This window comes from Rickettsia endosymbiont of Urophora cardui (assembly GCF_964030725.1).
In the GTDB taxonomy this organism is placed as follows: Bacteria; Pseudomonadota; Alphaproteobacteria; order Rickettsiales; family Rickettsiaceae; genus Rickettsia.
The window spans coordinates 216511-236281 of sequence record NZ_CAXIPY010000006.1 but is presented as its reverse complement, the minus strand read 5'-3'; the positions used below and the strand labels follow the sequence as shown (position 1 = coordinate 236281).

The following is a 19771-nucleotide window of genomic DNA, read 5'->3' as shown; positions in this document are numbered from 1 at the left end:
AGATTAAAACCAGTAACCAAGGGAAGATTTTTATTGTCAATCTTAGCTGCCGCACAAACAATCGGCTTATTAGGGATATGTGAAATTACAGTTTGGCAAGCAGATGTACCGATCGGAATTATTACGTCAATATCTTGATCTTTAAGCTGCTTTATAATAGCAAGTAAAATATTAGAATCGGCATGGGCATTTTTCACTATAATTTTTGCATCTATAGCTTTAAGTGATTCTTCAATTCCTGCTACGATCTGAGTCATTGCTGCATGTTCAAGCGGAACAATAACAGCGATGTTTTTTTGAGCCGCATAAATTGATAAAGTGAAAAATAATGAAAATAAAAGAGAGAAAACTCTTAAGAAAAGATTAAGGGATGACATTTTAATATCCTGTATTAAGTGATAATTTAATAATTGAGCAGTGGGCATAATACACCCATAACGAAAAAGTATTATCTACGCCAACACCAATTTTGTATTAAACTAATAACTTTCAAAGATATCATAAATAATTTAACATATTATTTTGTATTCTAATTACTAGCAGTATTTTAATATTTTGTCAATAGTTGGTCCTTGGTTGTGGCTGGCATTGTTGCGTGGATCATTTTCCCCCTGTCATCCCGTGATTTATGAACTAGAGCCAGTTAAAAATACTAATAAAATTAGTATTTTTTATTATTTTTTGGATACCGTGGTCAAGCCACTAGATGACTACCTTAGGGCGTTTTTCTATCCACGCGGGCAATGCCGTTGTGGCTTGACATAATCACCATAAGCCATTATCTTAAATGAGAAATTTATAAAAAGGATTTTATTATGAAATATTTAGTAATTTTATTTGCTGCTTTGGCTTTAATTGGCTGTTCTAATCAAAAAAACACCAAGTCAAAAGAAGTAATGCAAGCTGATGGTGATCCAAGCTATGCTATCATGAGAACAGTCAACGATACTAATAGAAATATTGCCAGTACTGTTTCAACAGTGCCAAATCCTCCAGCTTCTAGATAATGCTTACTATTATCTCATCCGCTAAAACTCTTAATTTTGAGCCGATAGCTTTCAAAGGGGAGCTAACTTCCCCTGCTTTTCCTAAAATAACAAATCAACTACTTGCTATAGTTAAAAATTATTCTGAAGTTCAGCTATCTAAAACTATGGATATCAGCGAGAAATTGGCACATCTAAATAAAGAAAGATTTCAAAATTTTGAAAAGCAAGACAGCAAAGCAGCTATTTTTGCTTATGCGGGTGATGTTTTTCACAATATACAATCAGAAAATTTAAACGAAGATGCAGTAAATTTTTTACAATCGCATTTGCTTATCATATCAGGACTATATGGAGCTTTAAAGCCGCTCGATGCTATCAAACCTTATAGGCTTGAGATGGCAGCCAAGCTAAATGAAATAAACGATTTAAGCAAATTCTGGCAAGATGAGATCACAAATTATATTAATCAGACGCTTGAGCATCATAAACATAAATATTTGCTTAATCTTGCATCACAGGAATATTCATCTGTGATAAATCAAGATAAGTTAAAATATCCTATAATTAATATTTATTTTAAAGAAAATAGAAATGGTAAGTTAGCAACTATTGGAATAAATGCTAAAAAGTCCGTCCGCCAAAACTCTACAAGCCTTATAGATAATATGGTTTTAAGACAAGAAGTAATACAACAATCCGTAAGAAAATGATAAAATATGGTCATAAACCTTATGGATTTCAGTCAATGCCAATAGACAACATTATCAAATCGCAAGAACAAGGGAAACTGTTTGGTTATAAATTAAAAGAAGAATTAAACCCAAATAATAAGCTATATAAATTAAGAGAAATGATGCTCCTCGCAGCAGAGCTACGAGGTATCTAAAAAAGTTTTAGTTGTTTCTTATGATATCACGAAGCAGAGCTTCGGGGAATTAAACCCTGAGAGATTAATAAATTGGTCTAGGCTCGAAGAGTGGTTATCAAAAAATGTTTGTATTAAGAAATTTGGTAGAAATAGAAAATGTCATAGAGTGATGCTTGGCATAACGATGCTACAAGCAATGTATAATTTTTCAGATTCATTATCAGAGGAAGAGCTAAAAGAGAATATGTATTGGCAGTATTTCTGCGGGTGGGAATATATAGAAAAAGACATAGCTATCTCGGAAACTAGTATACGACGGTTTCGTAGTGTATTAGGTGAAGCTGGATATAATGAGATATTATCGGAGTTGATCAGGGTTGGGATAAAAACTAACACAATTAAAAAAAAAGATTTGGAATTAATCATCGCTGATACGACTGTACAAATTAAGAATATCAAACACCCACACGATGTTTATTTAATGGATAAAGCTAGGCTTAGCATAGTAAAGCTTTGCAACAGTTTGGGTATACATTTGAATGAAACATACGCTAGAACCTATAAACGCGATATAGTAAAGCTATGGAAATATAAAGAACATAGTAAAGCCAAGAAGCGTTGGAAAATAATGAAGCATTTAAAAATATTACTGGGTCGTTTGATTAGAGTATGTGAGCGTGAGATCAAAAATAAGCAATTAAACTTGTCTCTCAAAAATCAAGAAGTATTGCAAAAAATAAAACAAATACATAACCAATCTGTTTTAAAAAGAGAAGCTAAAAAGCAATATAAAGAAGATAACAAAGTATTATATAGTTTTCATGCCCCTGAAGTAGAGTGTATAGGAAAGGGAAAACGCAACAAGCCATATGAGTTTGGCAATAAAGTAGCGGTAGTAGTAAGTGGTCGTAGAAATTTTGTTTTATCCGCAAAATCGTTTCATAATAATCCTTATGATGGTCATACATTGCATCAGAGCTTTGAAGCAGTAGAGAGTGTCACTGGAATCAAGATAAAGAAATCATTTGTTGATCTTGGGTATAGTGGTAGCAATGTAAAGGAGAAGAGTAAGGTATATACCCCAAAAACGCGGAAGAAGTTGTTACAAGAGGACAAGTCTATGATCAAGAGACGCAGTGCCATAGAACCAATAATAGGTCACTTAAAGCAATATGGTCGGATGGGTAGAAACTTCTTGAAAGGTATGATAGGAGATATTATCAATCCAATAATCTCTGCTATTGGTTTGAATTTACGATGCATTGCAAATCATTTACAAATCGTGTCTAACTCCACATAAATCAAAAATATCATCATGCAAAAACTAGATGAACGATAAAAAATCGTTAACAATAGCTCCATATCAAAATTAGACCAACACAGAAATGTATCAGTAAAAATTAACATAACTTATTAATTTTTATTGAAAATCTTAGCAATTTGTTGTCAAAACTCTAGAGTCTTTTGCAATGATTGTGTAAATTTTTGTTGAGCCTATATTAGAAGTAATTAAAAATATAGGTAACAGAAATGCAAATAGAGAAGAATAAAAAAATAAATGAAGCAATAGATTTGCTGATAGAAGGCGGAGTAGATTTAAAAACAGTACTAAGTCAGAATGGATTAATTAAGGAATTAACCAAGGCAGGAGTTTCGCACTTAGCAAATAATATGCTAATCTAGAGAAAAATAGTTTTAGATAAAAATGACAAGATCAAAATGTAGCAAAGATTTATATAAATCATTCTTACAAGCAAGTAGTGTAAGATATACTAGCAAAGCATTATCTGAAGTAAGTCCATTAGATCTATCGCACGATAGTGCAAGTCGATGGTTAAAGAGTAAGGATTTTCGCCCTAGCGAAATCTATAGCAAAGTGTCAAAATATATTGATCTGGAAGATCCTTGTTTATTAGTGGGAGATGACACCTTATTGTCAAAGCAATACAGTAAGAGGATCGAGCTTGTAAATTATCAATATTCTGGGGCTGTACATGATGTTATACCTGGTATAGGAATGGTAAACTTACTGCATTACAATACTCAAATTGATCAATCTACTCCTGTAGATTATAGAATATATGATAAAGAAACTGATGGTAAAACAAAGAACGAGCATTTTTGTGATATGCTTACTTTAGCTAAAGAAAGAGGTATCAAGCCTGATGCTATAGTTATGGATGCTTGGTATAGTGGTTTGGATAATTTAAAACATATACGTAATTTAGGTTGGATATGGGTTACCAACCTAAGAAAAAATAGAAAAGTTAATCGTAATGTTAGCTTGGAAACTTTAGAGATTCCCGATGAAGGGCTAAAAATTCACCTACGTGGATACGGTTGGGTTACGGTATTTAAGTTTGTGGCAAAAAATGGTCGCATTGATTACATAACAACTAATTTAGAGAATCCTACACGTGAGCAAATAGAGAAAATTGTTAAGGCGCGTTGGTCTATAGAAGTTTATCATCGAGAATTGAAACAAACTTGTGGTATTGAATGCTGTCAGGCACGCACGGGTCGAGCTCAAAGAAATCATATTTGCCTTGCTGTATTGGCCTGGCTTGATATGAACAAAAGGAGGATAAATGAAAACATTACTTTATATCAACAAACTTGGGAAGTTATAAAAACATCAATTCAGAACAACATTAAATGGCTTCTAACTAATACACAATTTTGCTAAGTGCGAAACTCCTGCAAGGGTATTTTAGAGCGAGCACTGCATGCTGAGATGTCAGAACATTTAGGTTATAGCAAGTATGATAGAGCTGAAACTGAGAATGCGAGGAATGGTAGTTTTAGTAAGAATCTGATTAGTGAGAATGGTACTATAGAGATAAATGTTCCAAGAGACAGACAAGGTAAATTTGAACCTATAATAGTCTCAAAGAAACAAACAAGAATAGATGGCTTAGACCAAAAGATAATATCCTTATATGCGAAGGGTATGAGTGTGTCTGATATTAAAACACAATTGCAAGAATTATATGGAGCTGAGATCAGTGAGAGCCTAATCAGCAGGATTACAGATGAAGTAATAGATGAGGTCAAGATTTGGCAGAGTAGACCTCTTGAATCAGTATACCCTATAGTATATTTTGACTGTTTAGTAGTGAAAGTAAGACAAGATAAACTTATTATTAATAAATCAGTATATGTAGCTTTAGGAATAGATTTATCTGGCAGAAAGGATATTTTAGGCTTATGGATAAGTGAGAATGAAGGAGCTAAATTTTGGCTTGGTAATTTTACTGAAATGAAGAATCGGGGAGTAAAAGATATCTTAATTGCTTGTAGTGATAATCTATAGCTAACACGGGAAGGTTTTTACCATTGCTGCCGTTATTGCATCACGAAAATCTTTAAAGTTTTTAATAATTTTTCTCAAGTAATTTTTAAAATTAGCCCAACAGTGTTCAATAGAATTTAAATCTGGAGAATAGACCGGTAGATAAATAAGAGTACAACCCGCTTTTTCTATTAATTCCTTTACCAACGGTGACTTATGAATACTCGCATTATCCATTATTACACATTGTCCAGGTTTTAGTGATGGGCATAATAGCTCACCTACCCACTGATTAAATAGTCTATCCGCCAAAAACACTTCAAATCCTGATCATTTGTAATGGGATAGAGTTTTGACAACAAATTGCTAAGATTTTCAATAAAAATTAATAAGTTATGTTAATTTTTACTGATACATTTCTGTGTTGGTCTAATTTTGATATGGAGCTATTGTTAACGATTTTTTATCGTTCATCTAGTTTTTGCATGATGATATTTTTGATTTATGTGGAGTTAGACACGATTTGTAAATGATTTGCAATGCATCGTAAATTCAAACCAATAGCAGAGATTATTGGATTGATAATATCTCCTATCATACCTTTCAAGAAGTTTCTACCCATCCGACCATATTGCTTTAAGTGACCTATTATTGGTTCTATGGCACTGCGTCTCTTGATCATAGACTTGTCCTCTTGTAACAACTTCTTCCGCGTTTTTGGGGTATATACCTTACTCTTCTCCTTTACATTGCTACCACTATACCCAAGATCAACAAATGATTTCTTTATCTTGATTCCAGTGACACTCTCTACTGCTTCAAAGCTCTGATGCAATGTATGACCATCATAAGGATTATTATGAAACGATTTTGCGGATAAAACAAAATTTCTACGACCACTTACTACTACCGCTACTTTATTGCCAAACTCATATGGCTTGTTGCGTTTTCCCTTTCCTATACACTCTACTTCAGGGGCATGAAAACTATATAATACTTTGTTATCTTCTTTATATTGCTTTTTAGCTTCTCTTTTTAAAACAGATTGGTTATGTATTTGTTTTATTTTTTGCAATACTTCTTGATTTTTGAGAGACAAGTTTAATTGCTTATTTTTGATCTCACGCTCACATACTCTAATCAAACAACCCAGTAATATTTTTAAATGCTTCATTATTTTCCAACGCTTCTTGGCTTTACTATGTTCTTTATATTTCCATAGCTTTACTATATCGCGTTTATAGGTTCTAGCGTATGTTTCATTCAAATGTATACCCAAACTGTTGCAAAGCTTTACTATGCTAAGCCTAGCTTTATCCATTAAATAAACATCGTGTGGGTGTTTGATATTCTTAATTTGTACAGTCGTATCAGCGATGATTAATTCCAAATCTTTTTTTTTAATTGTGTTAGTTTTTATCCCAACCCTGATCAACTCCGATAATATCTCATTATATCCAGCTTCACCTAATACACTACGAAACCGTCGTATACTAGTTTCCGAGATAGCTATGTCTTTTTCTATATATTCCCACCCGCAGAAATACTGCCAATACATATTCTCTTTTAGCTCTTCCTCTGATAATGAATCTGAAAAATTATACATTGCTTGTAGCATCGTTATGCCAAGCATCACTCTATGACATTTTCTATTTCTACCAAATTTCTTAATACAAACATTTTTTGATAACCACTCTTCGAGCCTAGACCAATTTATTAATTCTCTTAATTTATATAGCTTATTATTTGGGTTTAATTCTTCTTTTAATTTATAACCAAACAGTTTCCCTTGTTCTTGCGATTTGATAATGTTGTCTATTGGCATTGACTGAAATCCATAAGGTTTATGACCATATTTTATCATTTTCTTACGGATTGTTGTATTACTTCTTGTCTTAAAACCATATTATCTATAAGGCTTGTAGAGTTTTGGCGGACGGACTATATAGTGAGCATGATTTTGATCAGTTTTGTACGAAATTTAAATTGATAACGAACTATGAGAATAGAGAAGAACTTAGTGATTCGTTGAAAAATGATATAAAACTTAATGAATTAGTACACCATGATGCAGAAATTGCGTACACGATGTATTACAATGCTCTCCATAAATGGTGTTCAGATAGAGTAGGGACTATTTATCAATACCAGGAGGCCAAGGCATTATTTAATACAATAAATGATACTATGCAATTACCTGTAATGTATGGTATTAGTCAAGCCTACTTTGCTAGTCCTTTTGTGCAGGAAGATCTAAATGTTGATGTACCTGTAATTACTGAATTTTTATCCACGGCGAATAACACAAAAATATTATATCTCAATTGTGACAATATCACTTTAGGTCATATTACTATAGTACAATACTTCCAGAAGTTAGTAAACAGTCAAGATAGTCAAATAACATACTATACGGCATCTGGATATATCTTTGCCCGTTTTGATCAATTTAGTTATATAGATTCTTATTTGAAAGTAGCTAATAGCTCGAGAAGTAAATGTCACTTAATAGTGGTTGAAGTTAATGCCACTGATAAAAATTGCGATAATATTAAAAATATTATCATACAACACTTAAAATTAGCCAAGAACAAAATAATAATTCTTTATAGTAAGAATACAAAGAATTGTGATAACCTATTTAAGGACCAGGAGGGCGTTGACTCAGATAATCAAAATCTTAAATTGAGCTTCAGTGCATTGGATTTAATCACAAAACAATCTTTGTTAAATAAGGAATTGATTACTTTACACGGCAGCAGCACACCAATAAGTTTGAATGATTTGATTCAAGTTGCTTTAAATACAGAACATCAGAATTGGTATGATGAGCTCATCGATAACAATATATTAGTGTCATTACTTACAAACCAGAATATTGAGATAGGACTGGATATCAATAGCTTGAGTAGTTTATATGCTGCATGCACAATAATCAGGAGAGATCATCTTACATCACAGGATATTGCAGTTTTAAATAAATCTTCAGAGTCAAAGATTTTAGTATTTAATTTTCACGATGCTCAAACAGAAGAGGAAAGAAGAAATGTACTAAACAGGAGTTTCGCACTTAGCAAAAAGTATGTTAATCTAGAGAAAAATAGTTTTAGATAAAAATGACAAGAACAAAATGTAGCAAGGACTTATATAAATCATTTTTACAAGCAAGTAGTGTCAGATATACTAGCAAGGCATTATCTGAAGTGAGTCCAGTAGATCTATCTCACGATAGTGCAAGTCGATGGTTAAAGAGTAAGGATTTTCGTCCTAGCGAAATCTATAAGGAAGTGTCAAAATATATAGATTGGGAAGCACCGTGTTTATTAGTGGGGGATGACACCTTATTATCAAAGCAATACAGTCAGAAGATTGAGCTTGTACGTTATCAATATTCTGGAGCTGTACATGATGTTATACCTGGTATAGGAATGGTAAACTTACTACATTACAATACTAAAATTGCTCAATCTACTCCCGTAGATTATAGAATATATGATAAAGACACTGATGGTAAAACAAAGAATGAGCATTTTTGTGATATGCTTACTTTAGCTAAAGAAAGAGGTCTCAATCCTGATGCCATAGTCATGGATGCTTGGTATAGCGGGTTGAAGAATTTAAAACATATACGTAATTTAGGCTGGCTATGGGTTACCACCCTAAGGAAAAATAGAAAAGTTAATCATAATGTTAGCTTGGAAAGTTTAGAGATACCCGATGAGGGGCTAAAAATTCGAGTCTTTTGCAATGATTGTGTAAATTTTTGTTGAGCCTATATTAGAAGTAATTAAAAATATAGGTAACAGAAATGCAAATAGAGAAGAATAAAAAAATAAATGAAGCAATAGATTTGCTGATAGAAGGCGGAGTAGATTTAAAAACAGTACTAAGTCAGAATGGATTAATTAAGGAGTTAACCAAGGGTATTTTAGAGCGAGCACTGCATGCTGAGATGTCAGAACATTTAGGTTATAGCAAGTATGATAGAGCTGAAACTGAGAATGCGAGGAATGGTAGTTTTAGTAAGAATCTGATTAGTGAGAATGGTACTATAGAGATAAATGTTCCAAGAGACAGACAAGGTAAATTTGAACCTATAATAGTCTCAAAGAAACAAACAAGAATAGATGGCTTAGACCAAAAGATAATATCCTTATATGCGAAGGGTATGAGTGTGTCTGATATTAAAACACAATTGCAAGAATTATATGGAGCTGAGATCAGTGAGAGCCTAATCAGCAGGATTACAGATGAAGTAATAGATGAGGTCAAGATTTGGCAGAGTAGACCTCTTGAGTCAGTATACCCTATAGTATATTTTGACTGTTTAGTAGTGAAAGTAAGACAAGATAAACTTATTATTAATAAATCAGTATATGTAGCTTTAGGAATAGATTTATCTGGCAGAAAGGATATTTTAGGCTTAGGCTCTGTCTCATCAATTGTGTAAATTTCGTGAACCATTAAATTCTACCATCAAATTTGATCATAAAATGAGCCATAGCTTCATTCCAATTGGGGATAGGCATAGACCATTTTTTGGTAATATAATCAATTGTCAGATATAAAACTTTAAATACTGCGTCATCATTTGGAAAGATGCGTTTATTCTTAGTAACTTTTCTCAATTGGCTATTCAGCGATTCTATCGCATTTGTAGTGTAAATAATCTTACGAATCTCCTTTGGATATTGCAAGAAAATTATCAAATTATCCCAATTATTATACCAAGATTTAGCTATATGCGGATATTGCTTACTCCATTTTTGATCAAATGACTCAAGAGCTAATTCTGCTTCTTTTTCAGTAGCAGAAGTATAGATTAGTTTCAAATCCGCTGCTAATTGCTTTCTATCTTTATATGATACATATTTGAGGCTATTCCTGATCTGATGGACAATACAAATTTGATGTTCAGTTTTCGGATATACTGATGCAATAGCATCAGACATACCAGTTAGATTATCACTACAAGCAATTAAGATATCTTTTACTCCTCGATTCTTCATTTCAGTAAAATTACCAAGCCAAAATTTAGCTCCTTCATTCTCACTTATCCATAAGCCTAAAATATCCTTTCTGCCAGATAAATCTATTCCTAAAGCTACATATACTGATTTATTAATAATAAGTTTATCTTGTCTTACTTTCACTACTAAACAGTCAAAATATACTATAGGGTATACTGATTCAAGAGGTCTACTCTGCCAAATCTTGACCTCATCTATTACTTCATCTGTAATCCTGCTGATTAGGCTCTCACTGATCTCAGCTCCATATAATTCTTGCAATTGTGTTTTAATATCAGACACACTCATACCCTTCGCATATAAGGATATTATCTTTTGGTCTAAGCCATCTATTCTTCAGGAGTTTCGCACTTAGCAAATAATATGCTAATCTAGAGAAAAATAGTTTTAGATAAAAATGACAAGATCAAAATGTAGCAAAGATTTATATAAATCATTCTTACAAGCAAGTAGTGTAAGATATACTAGCAAAGCATTATCTGAAGTAAGTCCATTAGATCTATCGCACGATAGTGCAAGTCGATGGTTAAAGAGTAAGGATTTTCGCCCTAGCGAAATCTATAGCAAAGTGTCAAAATATATTGATCTGGAAGATCCTTGTTTATTAGTGGGAGATGACACCTTATTGTCAAAGCAATACAGTAAGAGGATCGAGCTTGTAAATTATCAATATTCTGGGGCTGTACATGATGTTATACCTGGTATAGGAATGGTAAACTTACTGCATTACAATACTCAAATTGATCAATCTACTCCTGTAGATTATAGAATATATGATAAAGAAACTGATGGTAAAACAAAGAACGAGCATTTTTGTGATATGCTTACTTTAGCTAAAGAAAGAGGTATCAAGCCTGATGCTATAGTTATGGATGCTTGGTATAGTGGTTTGGATAATTTAAAACATATACGTAATTTAGGTTGGATATGGGTTACCAACCTAAGAAAAAATAGAAAAGTTAATCGTAATGTTAGCTTGGAAACTTTAGAGATTCCCGATGAAGGGCTAAAAATTCACCTACGTGGATACGGTTGGGTTACGGTATTTAAGTTTGTGGCAAAAAATGGTCGCATTGATTACATAACAACTAATTTAGAGAATCCTACACGTGAGCAAATAGAGAAAATTGTTAAGGCGCGTTGGTCTATAGAAGTTTATCATCGAGAATTGAAACAAACTTGTGGTATTGAATGCTGTCAGGCACGCACGGGTCGAGCTCAAAGAAATCATATTTGCCTTGCTGTATTGGCCTGGCTTGATATGAACAAAAGGAGGATAAATGAAAACATTACTTTATATCAACAAACTTGGGAAGTTATAAAAACATCAATTCAGAACAACATTAAATGGCTTCTAACTAATACACAATTTTGCTAAGTGCGAAACTCCTGTTCTTGTTTGTTTCTTTGAGACTATTATAGGTTCAAATTTACCTTGTCTGTCTCTTGGAACATTTATCTCTATAGTACCATTCTCACTAATCAGATTCTTACTAAAACTACCATTCCTCGCATTCTCAGTTTCAGCTCTATCATACTTGCTATAACCTAAATGTTCTGACATCTCAGCATGCAGTGCTCGCTCTAAAATACCCTTGGTTAATTCCTTAATTAATCCATTCTGACTTAGTACTGTTTTTAAATCTACTCCGCCTTCTATCAGCAAATCTATTGCTTCATTTATTTTTTTATTCTTCTCTATTTGCATTTCTGTTACCTATATTTTTAATTACTTCTAATATAGGCTCAACAAAAATTTACACAATCATTGCAAAAGACTCTAGGCTTATGGATAAGTGAGAATGAAGGAGCTAAATTTTGGCTTGGTAATTTTACTGAAATGAAGAATCGAGGAGTAAAAGATATCTTAATTGCTTGTAGTGATAATCTAACTGGTATGTCTGATGCTATTGCATCAGTATATCCGAAAACTGAACATCAAATTTGTATTGTCCATCAGATCAGGAATAGCCTCAAATATGTATCATATAAAGATAGAAAGCAATTAGCAGCGGATTTGAAACTAATCTATACTTCTGCTACTGAAAAAGAAGCAGAATTAGCTCTTGAGTCATTTGATCAAAAATGGAGTAAGCAATATCCGCATATAGCTAAATCTTGGTATAATAATTGGGATAATTTGATAATTTTCTTGCAATATCCAAAGGAGATTCGTAAGATTATTTACACTACAAATGCGATAGAATCGCTGAATAGCCAATTGAGAAAAGTTACTAAGAATAAACGCATCTTTCCAAATGATGACGCAGTATTTAAAGTTTTATATCTGACAATTGATTATATTACCAAAAAATGGTCTATGCCTATCCCCAATTGGAATGAAGCTATGGCTCATTTTATGATCAAATTTGATGGTAGAATTTAATGGTTCACGAAATTTACACAATTGATGAGACAGAGCCATCCAATAATCTCTGCTATTGGTTTGAATTTACGATGCATTGCAAATCATTTACAAATCGTGTCTAACTCCACATAAATCAAAAATATCATCATGCAAAAACTAGATGAACGATAAAAAATCGTTAACAATAGCTCCATATCAAAATTAGACCAACACAGAAATGTATCAGTAAAAATTAACATAACTTATTAATTTTTATTGAAAATCTTAGCAATTTGTTGTCAAAACTCTATCCCATTACAAATGATCAGGATTTGAAGTGTTTTTGGCGGATAGACTAAAATATCCTTTCTGCCAGATAAATCTATTCCTAAAGCTACATATACTGATTTATTAATAATAAGTTTATCTTGTCTTACTTTCACTACTAAACAGTCAAAATATACTATAGGGTATACTGATTCAAGAGGTCTACTCTGCCAAATCTTGACCTCACCTATTACTTCATCTGTAATCCTGCTGATTAGGCTCTCACTGATCTCAGCTCCATATAATTCTTGCAATTGTGTTTTAATATCAGACACACTCATACCCTTCGCATATAAGGATATTATCTTTTGGTCTAAGCCATCTATTCTTGTTTGTTGGTAAATTCCAGTATTAATTAAGCCAGATTTATATTTTCTTCCCATACCTCATTGGGTGTTTTATAACCGAGCACTTTTCTTGGTAAATTATTTAAAAAATCCTCAATTTCTTGTAATTGCTTTATTGTTAATTTTTTTATATCTAAAGATTTAGAGTATACTCTGTGCACCATTGAGTTAATCTTCTCTATCAATGGTTTTTGCCATGGAGAATAAGGATTGCAAAAATATACTTTTCGTTCAGATTTTGGCAATAGTTGTTCATGATTGGTAAATTCTTTGCCATTATCTAACGTTATGCTTTTGATTATATGCGACAATTGTTTAAGTTTTTTATTCATGTTACCAATCACATCTTGTGTTCTTTTTGAACGGTTTAAAGTGAGAAACACTTTTTGTGTTCTGATATCCACAAGAGCGCCTATATTACGACTTTGATTACCTTTGTTAAAAGTTAAATCACCTTCTAAATGACCTATTGCTGCTATCTTTCTATTTATCTCTGGTCTTTCAGTAATGGAAACTCGATTTGGTATTGTAATTCTTTTGTTTCTGATTCTTGTACCATGATGCAACCTATTTTTCCTTTTTCTTGCTAAAGATAAATATAATTTTTGCCTTTGTGCTATAGGAGATGTATAAATAAACTGGTATATACTCTCTGTAGAAATATTGACAGTATCTCGTGATAGTTTACGTCTACCTGAAATTATATCTGGTGAAATACCCTGTGTTAACTGCTTTATTATTTCTGCTCGTAAATTATTATCAATATCTAATTTTCTTTTTCTCTTACCTTGCCTTAAACTGCAAGCAAGTGTGTTAGCCCTATCTGGTCTATAATTATGCCTCATTCTCTTGAGTTCATAACATTCGTATATTTTAAATCTTTCATCTATCGTTAAATGAGCCATGATATATCTATATTTAAATGATGCTCCTCGCAGCAGAGCTACGAGGTATCTAAAAAAGTTTTAGTTGTTTCTTATGATATCACGAAGCAGAGCTTCGGGGAATTAAACCCTGAGAGATTAAAAATTGATTATATCTGGCTTAATTAATTATAGAACTTTCCTTTTGTCAAAACTTCAGAAATACTGTACTAACTTGCTAAGAGATATTTGCGGCTTATATGAGATAAACATATGTACGTGATCACATGATATTTTCCCTAAAATTATATGTACTTCATGTTCCATGCAAATCTGCCTCAGTAAATCTCTAGTCCTTTCCGATACTTTGCCTCTCAACGCTAATTTAGGATAAGGGATAGATAGAAAGCTTATAGATAAAGGGTTTAAAGGAGATTAATGTTGAGTTATGATAGATTTTTTTAATAAAAGATCAGTAACTCAACATGAAAAGATATATCATAACTGTATATTATTTAGTAGATAATTTTTGTAAAATATATGAAGAATGGATAGAACACCGTCTATTATCAACAAATCAGCAAAGGCATAGAATAGGAAAATTAAGTCTTGCAGAATTGATGACAATAGTCATATATTTTTATCTATCGCCTTGCAAGGACTTTAAAAACTATTATTTATACTACTTACCGCATAAATATAAGGGTTACTTTAATTTACCATGTTATAGTAGAATAGTACAATTATGGCCAAGGTTAATATTGCCATTGTCAATAATGTTGCAATTACTACGAGGTGAAGATACAGGAATATATTTTATTGATTCAACAAAACTATCTATTTGTCATGCTAAGCGCACTTCTAGTAATAGAGTTTTTGGTAAAATTGCCAAAGTTGGGATGAGTAGTTATGGTTGGTTTATGGGATTTAAATTACATTTAATCATTAATCATAAAGCAGAGATTATAGCTGTTAAAATAACAAAAGCAAATAGAGCTGATTTATCTGTTCTTGAATCTATAACTCAGAAGATAACAGGTAGTCCGTCCGCCAAAACTCTACAAGCCTTATAGATAATATGGTTTTAAGACAAGAAGTAATACAACAATCCGTAAGAAAATGATAAAATATGGTCATAAACCTTATGGATTTCAGTCAATGCCAATAGACAACATTATCAAATCGCAAGAACAAGGGAAACTGTTTGGTTATAAATTAAAAGAAGAATTAAACCCAAATAATAAGCTATATAAATTAAGAGAATTAATAAATTGGTCTAGGCTCGAAGAGTGGTTATCAAAAAATGTTTGTATTAAGAAATTTGGTAGAAATAGAAAATGTCATAGAGTGATGCTTGGCATAACGATGCTACAAGCAATGTATAATTTTTCAGATTCATTATCAGAGGAAGAGCTAAAAGAGAATATGTATTGGCAGTATTTCTGCGGGTGGGAATATATAGAAAAAGACATAGCTATCTCGGAAACTAGTATACGACGGTTTCGTAGTGTATTAGGTGAAGCTGGATATAATGAGATATTATCGGAGTTGATCAGGGTTGGGATAAAAACTAACACAATTAAAAAAAAAGATTTGGAATTAATCATCGCTGATACGACTGTACAAATTAAGAATATCAAACACCCACACGATGTTTATTTAATGGATAAAGCTAGGCTTAGCATAGTAAAGCTTTGCAACAGTTTGGGTATACATTTGAATGAAACATACGCTAGAACCTATAAACGCGATATAGTAAAGCTATGGAAATATAAAGAACATAGTAAAGCCAAGAAGCGTTGGAAAATAATGAAGCATTTAAAAATATTACTGGGTCGTTTGATTAGAGTATGTGAGCGTGAGATCAAAAATAAGCAATTAAACTTGTCTCTCAAAAATCAAGAAGTATTGCAAAAAATAAAACAAATACATAACCAATCTGTTTTAAAAAGAGAAGCTAAAAAGCAATATAAAGAAGATAACAAAGTATTATATAGTTTTCATGCCCCTGAAGTAGAGTGTATAGGAAAGGGAAAACGCAACAAGCCATATGAGTTTGGCAATAAAGTAGCGGTAGTAGTAAGTGGTCGTAGAAATTTTGTTTTATCCGCAAAATCGTTTCATAATAATCCTTATGATGGTCATACATTGCATCAGAGCTTTGAAGCAGTAGAGAGTGTCACTGGAATCAAGATAAAGAAATCATTTGTTGATCTTGGGTATAGTGGTAGCAATGTAAAGGAGAAGAGTAAGGTATATACCCCAAAAACGCGGAAGAAGTTGTTACAAGAGGACAAGTCTATGATCAAGAGACGCAGTGCCATAGAACCAATAATAGGTCACTTAAAGCAATATGGTCGGATGGGTAGAAACTTCTTGAAAGGTATGATAGGAGATATTATCAATCCAATAATCTCTGCTATTGGTTTGAATTTACGATGCATTGCAAATCATTTACAAATCGTGTCTAACTCCACATAAATCAAAAATATCATCATGCAAAAACTAGATGAACGATAAAAAATCGTTAACAATAGCTCCATATCAAAATTAGACCAACACAGAAATGTAGCAGTAAAAATTAACATAACTTATTAATTTTTATTGAAAATCTTAGCAATTTGTTGTCAAAACTCTATCCCATTACAAATGATCAGGATTTGAAGTGTTTTTGGCGGATAGACCAGGTAAGGTATTTGGTGATAAAGCATATATTTGTAAAGAGTTATGGTTTAAACTCTATTCTAGAAATTTAAGAATGATAACTAATATTCGCAAGGATATGAAGAATTATTTACTAGAATTAGAAGATAAAGCTATGTTACGTAAACGATCATTAATTGAATCAGTATTTAATCCCTCAGGGTTTAATTCCCCGAAGCTCTGCTTCGTGATATCATAAGAAACAACTAAAACTTTTTTAGATACCTCGTAGCTCTGCTGCGCGGAGCATCATTATACTAAAAAATAGAATGAACCTAGAGCATACAAGGCATAGATCTCCTGTTAATTTCTTGGTGCATATTCTAGCTTGTGTTACTTCTTATGCTATCACTAAATCTCGTATAAAACTTGATGCTTTAGCTCCAGAACAACTGCTCTTATCCTAAATTGGCGTTATCAATATTCTCTTCCTATATTTTGGTATCCATATAAGATGCACTTTTAAATCATACTGACTATGACTATTCTTTCTATAACTTCTCATATTTCTTGATATAAATTCATTGCTAAAGCAATTTCATTATATCTTCCCTTCGCCTAAAGGCGAGGGATTTTTGATCCCCGAAGGGGGACATTAAAAAACTCTCTATGTTGTATATGGCCTACCGTCACTGATGGCCTATATAGGCTTTTTATGCGTAGCATTACAACATAGTTCATATAAATAATCATCTAATTGACTGTGTTCTAAATATATGCACATGGATAAAAAACTTTTTAAAGTTTCCTCTATTATCTTATTAATCTTTTCCGGAGATTTTATACTAACAGTTTCTAAATTGTGAATTCGGTCAACAATTTTAATCAAAGCCACATCATATTTTTTTTGCTGAAATAGGAAATCTAGTGTTTCCGCCGAGCTAATCTTGCCATGAGGTTTAACCCTAGTCAAAGCTTCTACTTGACTAGCAACCTTATCCCCGAAAATATAAGCAATCATTTTTTCGGTAAGTTTTGTATCTTCGAGGGTATCATGCAGTATGCTGGTAACAATAATATCAGTTCTGAAATAGCTTGGAATCTTTGATGCTGTATATTCCGCTACCATACATGCTACTTCTATCGGATGAGAGTAATATGGCTCTCCTGATTGACGCATTTGACTTCCATGATATTTTCTAGCATAGTATATCGCTTTTTTTACTTCCAATACGTCTACCGGTGATAGTGCTTTTACTACACTATTCAAATATATTACTTTATCCAGTAATTTTTTAGCATAAATACATACCCCAAAATCTTTCTCCCAGTATCTCATCTTTTCTATAAACTCTCCTATAATCAACTACAATTTGTCAGATCAAAATCGGATAATTTAGAATGTAGAAGTCAAGATTTGATCTTACAGACACTATAAATATTAGTGTCTTTTGACCTGAAGTTTTGACAAAAATTCTAATTTTTCTGACCAAAATAAAAATTTATATTTAAAGTTAAATATTTAGTGCTTTTATCAGCTTAAAAGCGATATTTCTACAATTTAAAGTAAATTATTTGATATATAATACAAATGATAGATTGATACACTCGCCACTTTTTTTAATAAAATTTTTTTGTCAAAACTGCAGTTACCAGCATATTTTTTCCCAAGTGATACCTGCCCGTTAGCTCCAACTTGCTTTATTGTTTCTATGTGACTTTCTGCTATCATAATATTTTATCCTTTTATTTTAGTATATTTGTGTGTATAAAGCAATAGGAGCTATCACAAATCCATTATCAACTTAAATTTTTCACCATTACTGATAATTTTACTATCCGTGTTATAAATAATTGGATCATTGATTTTTTCATGACCGCATCTATCAGTTTTAAATACCGGTACTTTTAAATCATTTGCAAAATTACGCAGCACTAACATTGTGAGTTTAGAATCTTTATCAAACGTACCAAATATTATAGCCTTAATATTTTCAAGTAATCCAGCTTGTTTTAATTGGATTAAAGCACGATCTAACTGATAAGGAGCTACATTTATATCTTCTAAAAAAAGAATTTTACCAGCGGTTTTTATTTGCCATCTAGTCCCTATACTACTTAACACCATAGTTAGGTTACCGCCGGTTAGCTTGCCGCTAACAAGTTCGGTTGGTTTGGCTACATTGTTAAGAGCTGCTAAATTATTTATGACCGCTTGTTTTACTTTACCTTGCAATATTTCAGCAAGTTTTATGACATTACCTTGATCTTGTTCAGGTTTTAGCAAACCAGCTACATTAGTGCCATGTATTGTTTTCCATCCCCATTCTTGTGATAAGAAAAGGTGCAAAGCCGTTATATCACTATATCCTATAAAAAATTTTTTCTTATTTGGTTTTGAAAGTTTTAATAAATCAGGAATTAATCTTGCTGACCCATAACCACCTCTTAAACTCCATACTATATTGCTAGATTCATTATATAAGGCATCTTTCAAACAATTAAATCTTATCTCATCAGTACTTGCTAAAAATGGTAAATCACCTTTGCTAAAACATTTAGCCGGCATATTTAAGTTAAGAGTTTTGATACTTTTTAAATCAGATAAAGTTTTGCTATCAGCACCTGAAGCCGGTGCAACAACATTAATTGGAATATTTTTTAATAATTGAGGTATTGCAGCTTGCGAAAAAGCTGATAATGAAGAAAATAGTAATATTAATGAAATTAAATTTTTAAGTTTCATGATATTTATTATTAGAGTTTTACTATTATGTCATACCTAGCTAGGAGTGGCTTCGTTGCATGGCTCTTATGTCATTCTTAGCAACGGCGGGAATCCAGGAAAAAAAAGTATACATACAGCAAGTTTTTAAAGTTAAAAAACTCGATTTATGCTGGATTACCGCCATTGCTAAGAATGACATACAGGGCATTTTCGACCCATGCAACAACGCCAGTTTTTCCTCACAATGACAACGTAAGGCAAGCCTTATGATAGAATTTTAAGCTAAAAAATCTAAATAAGAATACTGATCACCACCCATAATATTCATTTCTTCACT

Annotated in this window: 15 protein-coding genes and 12 pseudogenes; 15 read left to right on the top strand and 12 right to left on the bottom strand. The window is 32.3% G+C overall.

Features of this window, described 5'->3' with window-relative positions:
* Window positions 1-2: 2 nt before the first annotated feature.
* Window positions 3-377: pseudogene (locus tag AAHI98_RS08855) on the bottom strand (ABC transporter substrate binding protein); the annotation flags it as partial.
* A 435-nt stretch (window positions 378-812) separates the two neighbouring features.
* Here AAHI98_RS08855 and AAHI98_RS08850 point away from each other — a divergent pair.
* The 7 genes and pseudogenes from AAHI98_RS08850 to AAHI98_RS08820 form a co-directional block, all read left to right on the top strand.
* Window positions 813-1007: a hypothetical protein gene (locus AAHI98_RS08850; RefSeq protein WP_342226150.1), complete on the top strand. Its 195-nt coding sequence runs from the start codon at window positions 813-815 to the stop codon at window positions 1005-1007.
* Window positions 1007-1699, top strand: a complete 693-nt coding sequence (locus AAHI98_RS08845; RefSeq protein WP_342225676.1) for a YaaA family protein — start codon at window positions 1007-1009, stop codon at window positions 1697-1699. Before AAHI98_RS08850 ends, AAHI98_RS08845 begins: the two co-directional genes overlap by 1 nt.
* Window positions 1696-1875: a hypothetical protein gene (locus tag AAHI98_RS08840; protein ID WP_342225675.1), complete on the top strand. Its 180-nt coding sequence runs from the start codon at window positions 1696-1698 to the stop codon at window positions 1873-1875. Before AAHI98_RS08845 ends, AAHI98_RS08840 begins: the two co-directional genes overlap by 4 nt.
* 25 nt (window positions 1876-1900) lie before the next feature.
* Window positions 1901-3157 (top strand): IS5 family transposase, encoded by a 1257-nt coding sequence (locus AAHI98_RS08835; RefSeq protein ID WP_342226149.1) that lies wholly within the window; start codon window positions 1901-1903, stop codon window positions 3155-3157.
* Between the two features lie 230 nt (window positions 3158-3387).
* Complete coding sequence (locus AAHI98_RS08830) at window positions 3388-3540, top strand: hypothetical protein (protein ID WP_342225674.1); 153 nt, start codon at window positions 3388-3390, stop codon at window positions 3538-3540.
* A 22-nt stretch (window positions 3541-3562) separates the two neighbouring features.
* Complete coding sequence (locus AAHI98_RS08825) at window positions 3563-4543, top strand: IS701 family transposase (protein ID WP_342224656.1); 981 nt, start codon at window positions 3563-3565, stop codon at window positions 4541-4543.
* A gap of 15 nt (window positions 4544-4558) precedes the next feature.
* Window positions 4559-5167, top strand: a pseudogene (locus AAHI98_RS08820) (IS256 family transposase); the annotation flags it as partial.
* Between the two features lie 3 nt (window positions 5168-5170).
* Here AAHI98_RS08820 and AAHI98_RS08815 read toward each other — a convergent pair.
* Window positions 5171-5461: a transposase gene (locus AAHI98_RS08815; protein WP_410526226.1), complete on the bottom strand. Its 291-nt coding sequence runs from the start codon at window positions 5459-5461 to the stop codon at window positions 5171-5173.
* Window positions 5462-5651: 190 nt separating this feature from the next.
* Entirely contained in the window at window positions 5652-7013 is a 1362-nt protein-coding gene (locus tag AAHI98_RS08810) for an IS5 family transposase (protein WP_342225672.1), read from the bottom strand.
* Window positions 7014-7078: 65 nt separating this feature from the next.
* Here AAHI98_RS08810 and AAHI98_RS08805 point away from each other — a divergent pair, with 65 nt between their 5' ends.
* The 3 genes and pseudogenes from AAHI98_RS08805 to AAHI98_RS08795 all read left to right on the top strand — a co-directional run.
* On the top strand, window positions 7079-8263 hold the full coding sequence (locus AAHI98_RS08805) for a hypothetical protein (protein ID WP_342225671.1): 1185 nt from the start codon (window positions 7079-7081) through the stop codon (window positions 8261-8263).
* A gap of 2 nt (window positions 8264-8265) precedes the next feature.
* Window positions 8266-8889, top strand: a pseudogene (locus AAHI98_RS08800) (transposase); the annotation flags it as partial.
* A gap of 68 nt (window positions 8890-8957) precedes the next feature.
* Window positions 8958-9575 (top strand): annotated as a pseudogene (locus AAHI98_RS08795) (IS256 family transposase); the annotation flags it as partial.
* Window positions 9576-9612: 37 nt separating this feature from the next.
* Here the strand turns inward: AAHI98_RS08795 and AAHI98_RS08790 are convergent.
* A pseudogene (locus tag AAHI98_RS08790) lies at window positions 9613-10500 on the bottom strand (IS256 family transposase); the annotation flags it as partial.
* A gap of 76 nt (window positions 10501-10576) precedes the next feature.
* On the opposite strand from AAHI98_RS08790, the gene AAHI98_RS08785 reads away from it, so the two are divergent.
* Window positions 10577-11557, top strand: coding sequence for an IS701 family transposase (locus AAHI98_RS08785; protein ID WP_342224656.1), 981 nt, complete (start codon window positions 10577-10579; stop codon window positions 11555-11557).
* A 15-nt stretch (window positions 11558-11572) separates the two neighbouring features.
* Here the strand turns inward: AAHI98_RS08785 and AAHI98_RS08780 are convergent.
* Window positions 11573-11881 (bottom strand): annotated as a pseudogene (locus AAHI98_RS08780) (transposase); the annotation flags it as partial.
* Window positions 11882-11956: 75 nt separating this feature from the next.
* On the opposite strand from AAHI98_RS08780, the pseudogene AAHI98_RS08775 reads away from it, so the two are divergent.
* Window positions 11957-12565, top strand: a pseudogene (locus AAHI98_RS08775) (IS256 family transposase); the annotation flags it as partial.
* 317 nt (window positions 12566-12882) lie between these two features.
* Here the strand turns inward: AAHI98_RS08775 and AAHI98_RS08770 are convergent.
* The 3 genes and pseudogenes from AAHI98_RS08770 to AAHI98_RS08760 all read right to left on the bottom strand — a co-directional run.
* Window positions 12883-13188: pseudogene (locus tag AAHI98_RS08770) on the bottom strand (transposase); the annotation flags it as partial.
* A 20-nt stretch (window positions 13189-13208) separates the two neighbouring features.
* Window positions 13209-14105 carry an IS30 family transposase gene (locus AAHI98_RS08765; RefSeq protein WP_342225667.1) on the bottom strand — a complete coding sequence of 299 codons (897 nt, stop codon included), beginning with the start codon at window positions 14103-14105 and terminating at the stop codon, window positions 13209-13211.
* Window positions 14106-14285: 180 nt separating this feature from the next.
* Window positions 14286-14477 (bottom strand): annotated as a pseudogene (locus AAHI98_RS08760) (transposase); the annotation flags it as partial.
* A 71-nt stretch (window positions 14478-14548) separates the two neighbouring features.
* On the opposite strand from AAHI98_RS08760, the pseudogene AAHI98_RS08755 reads away from it, so the two are divergent.
* The 3 genes and pseudogenes from AAHI98_RS08755 to AAHI98_RS18635 form a co-directional block, all read left to right on the top strand.
* Window positions 14549-15103: pseudogene (locus AAHI98_RS08755) on the top strand (transposase); the annotation flags it as partial.
* A 79-nt stretch (window positions 15104-15182) separates the two neighbouring features.
* Complete coding sequence (locus tag AAHI98_RS08750; protein WP_342224717.1) at window positions 15183-16544, top strand: IS5 family transposase; 1362 nt, start codon at window positions 15183-15185, stop codon at window positions 16542-16544.
* A 205-nt stretch (window positions 16545-16749) separates the two neighbouring features.
* A pseudogene (locus AAHI98_RS18635) lies at window positions 16750-17173 on the top strand (transposase); the annotation flags it as partial.
* 8 nt (window positions 17174-17181) lie between these two features.
* On the opposite strand, the pseudogene AAHI98_RS18630 reads toward AAHI98_RS18635, so the two are convergent.
* From AAHI98_RS18630 to AAHI98_RS08730, 4 genes and pseudogenes are all read right to left on the bottom strand, one after another.
* Window positions 17182-17271 (bottom strand): annotated as a pseudogene (locus AAHI98_RS18630) (IS200/IS605 family transposase); the annotation flags it as partial.
* Window positions 17272-17406: 135 nt separating this feature from the next.
* Window positions 17407-18045: an HD domain-containing protein gene (locus tag AAHI98_RS08740; RefSeq protein ID WP_342225664.1), complete on the bottom strand. Its 639-nt coding sequence runs from the start codon at window positions 18043-18045 to the stop codon at window positions 17407-17409.
* 222 nt (window positions 18046-18267) lie between these two features.
* Complete coding sequence (locus tag AAHI98_RS08735; RefSeq protein ID WP_342225663.1) at window positions 18268-18438, bottom strand: hypothetical protein; 171 nt, start codon at window positions 18436-18438, stop codon at window positions 18268-18270.
* 54 nt (window positions 18439-18492) lie between these two features.
* Complete coding sequence (locus AAHI98_RS08730) at window positions 18493-19452, bottom strand: LD-carboxypeptidase (RefSeq protein WP_342225662.1); 960 nt, start codon at window positions 19450-19452, stop codon at window positions 18493-18495.
* Window positions 19453-19771 lie beyond the last annotated feature (319 nt).

What these genes read in the sequence shown, in the direction of transcription:
- AAHI98_RS08735 (WP_342225663.1), bottom strand. Translation starts at nt 18,438, where the DNA reads ATGATAGCAGAAAGTCACATAGAAACAATAAAGCAAGTTGGAGCTAAC.
- AAHI98_RS08740 (WP_342225664.1), bottom strand. Translation starts at nt 18,045, where the DNA reads ATGAGATACTGGGAGAAAGATTTTGGGGTATGTATTTATGCTAAAAAA.
- AAHI98_RS08810 (WP_342225672.1), bottom strand. Translation starts at nt 7,013, where the DNA reads ATGATAAAATATGGTCATAAACCTTATGGATTTCAGTCAATGCCAATA.
- AAHI98_RS08840 (WP_342225675.1), top strand. Translation starts at nt 1,696, where the DNA reads ATGATAAAATATGGTCATAAACCTTATGGATTTCAGTCAATGCCAATA.
- AAHI98_RS08750 (WP_342224717.1), top strand. Translation starts at nt 15,183, where the DNA reads ATGATAAAATATGGTCATAAACCTTATGGATTTCAGTCAATGCCAATA.
- AAHI98_RS08825 (WP_342224656.1), top strand. Translation starts at nt 3,563, where the DNA reads ATGACAAGATCAAAATGTAGCAAAGATTTATATAAATCATTCTTACAA.
- AAHI98_RS08730 (WP_342225662.1), bottom strand. Translation starts at nt 19,452, where the DNA reads ATGAAACTTAAAAATTTAATTTCATTAATATTACTATTTTCTTCATTA.
- AAHI98_RS08765 (WP_342225667.1), bottom strand. Translation starts at nt 14,105, where the DNA reads ATGGCTCATTTAACGATAGATGAAAGATTTAAAATATACGAATGTTAT.
- AAHI98_RS08785 (WP_342224656.1), top strand. Translation starts at nt 10,577, where the DNA reads ATGACAAGATCAAAATGTAGCAAAGATTTATATAAATCATTCTTACAA.
- AAHI98_RS08845 (WP_342225676.1), top strand. Translation starts at nt 1,007, where the DNA reads ATGCTTACTATTATCTCATCCGCTAAAACTCTTAATTTTGAGCCGATA.
- AAHI98_RS08830 (WP_342225674.1), top strand. Translation starts at nt 3,388, where the DNA reads ATGCAAATAGAGAAGAATAAAAAAATAAATGAAGCAATAGATTTGCTG.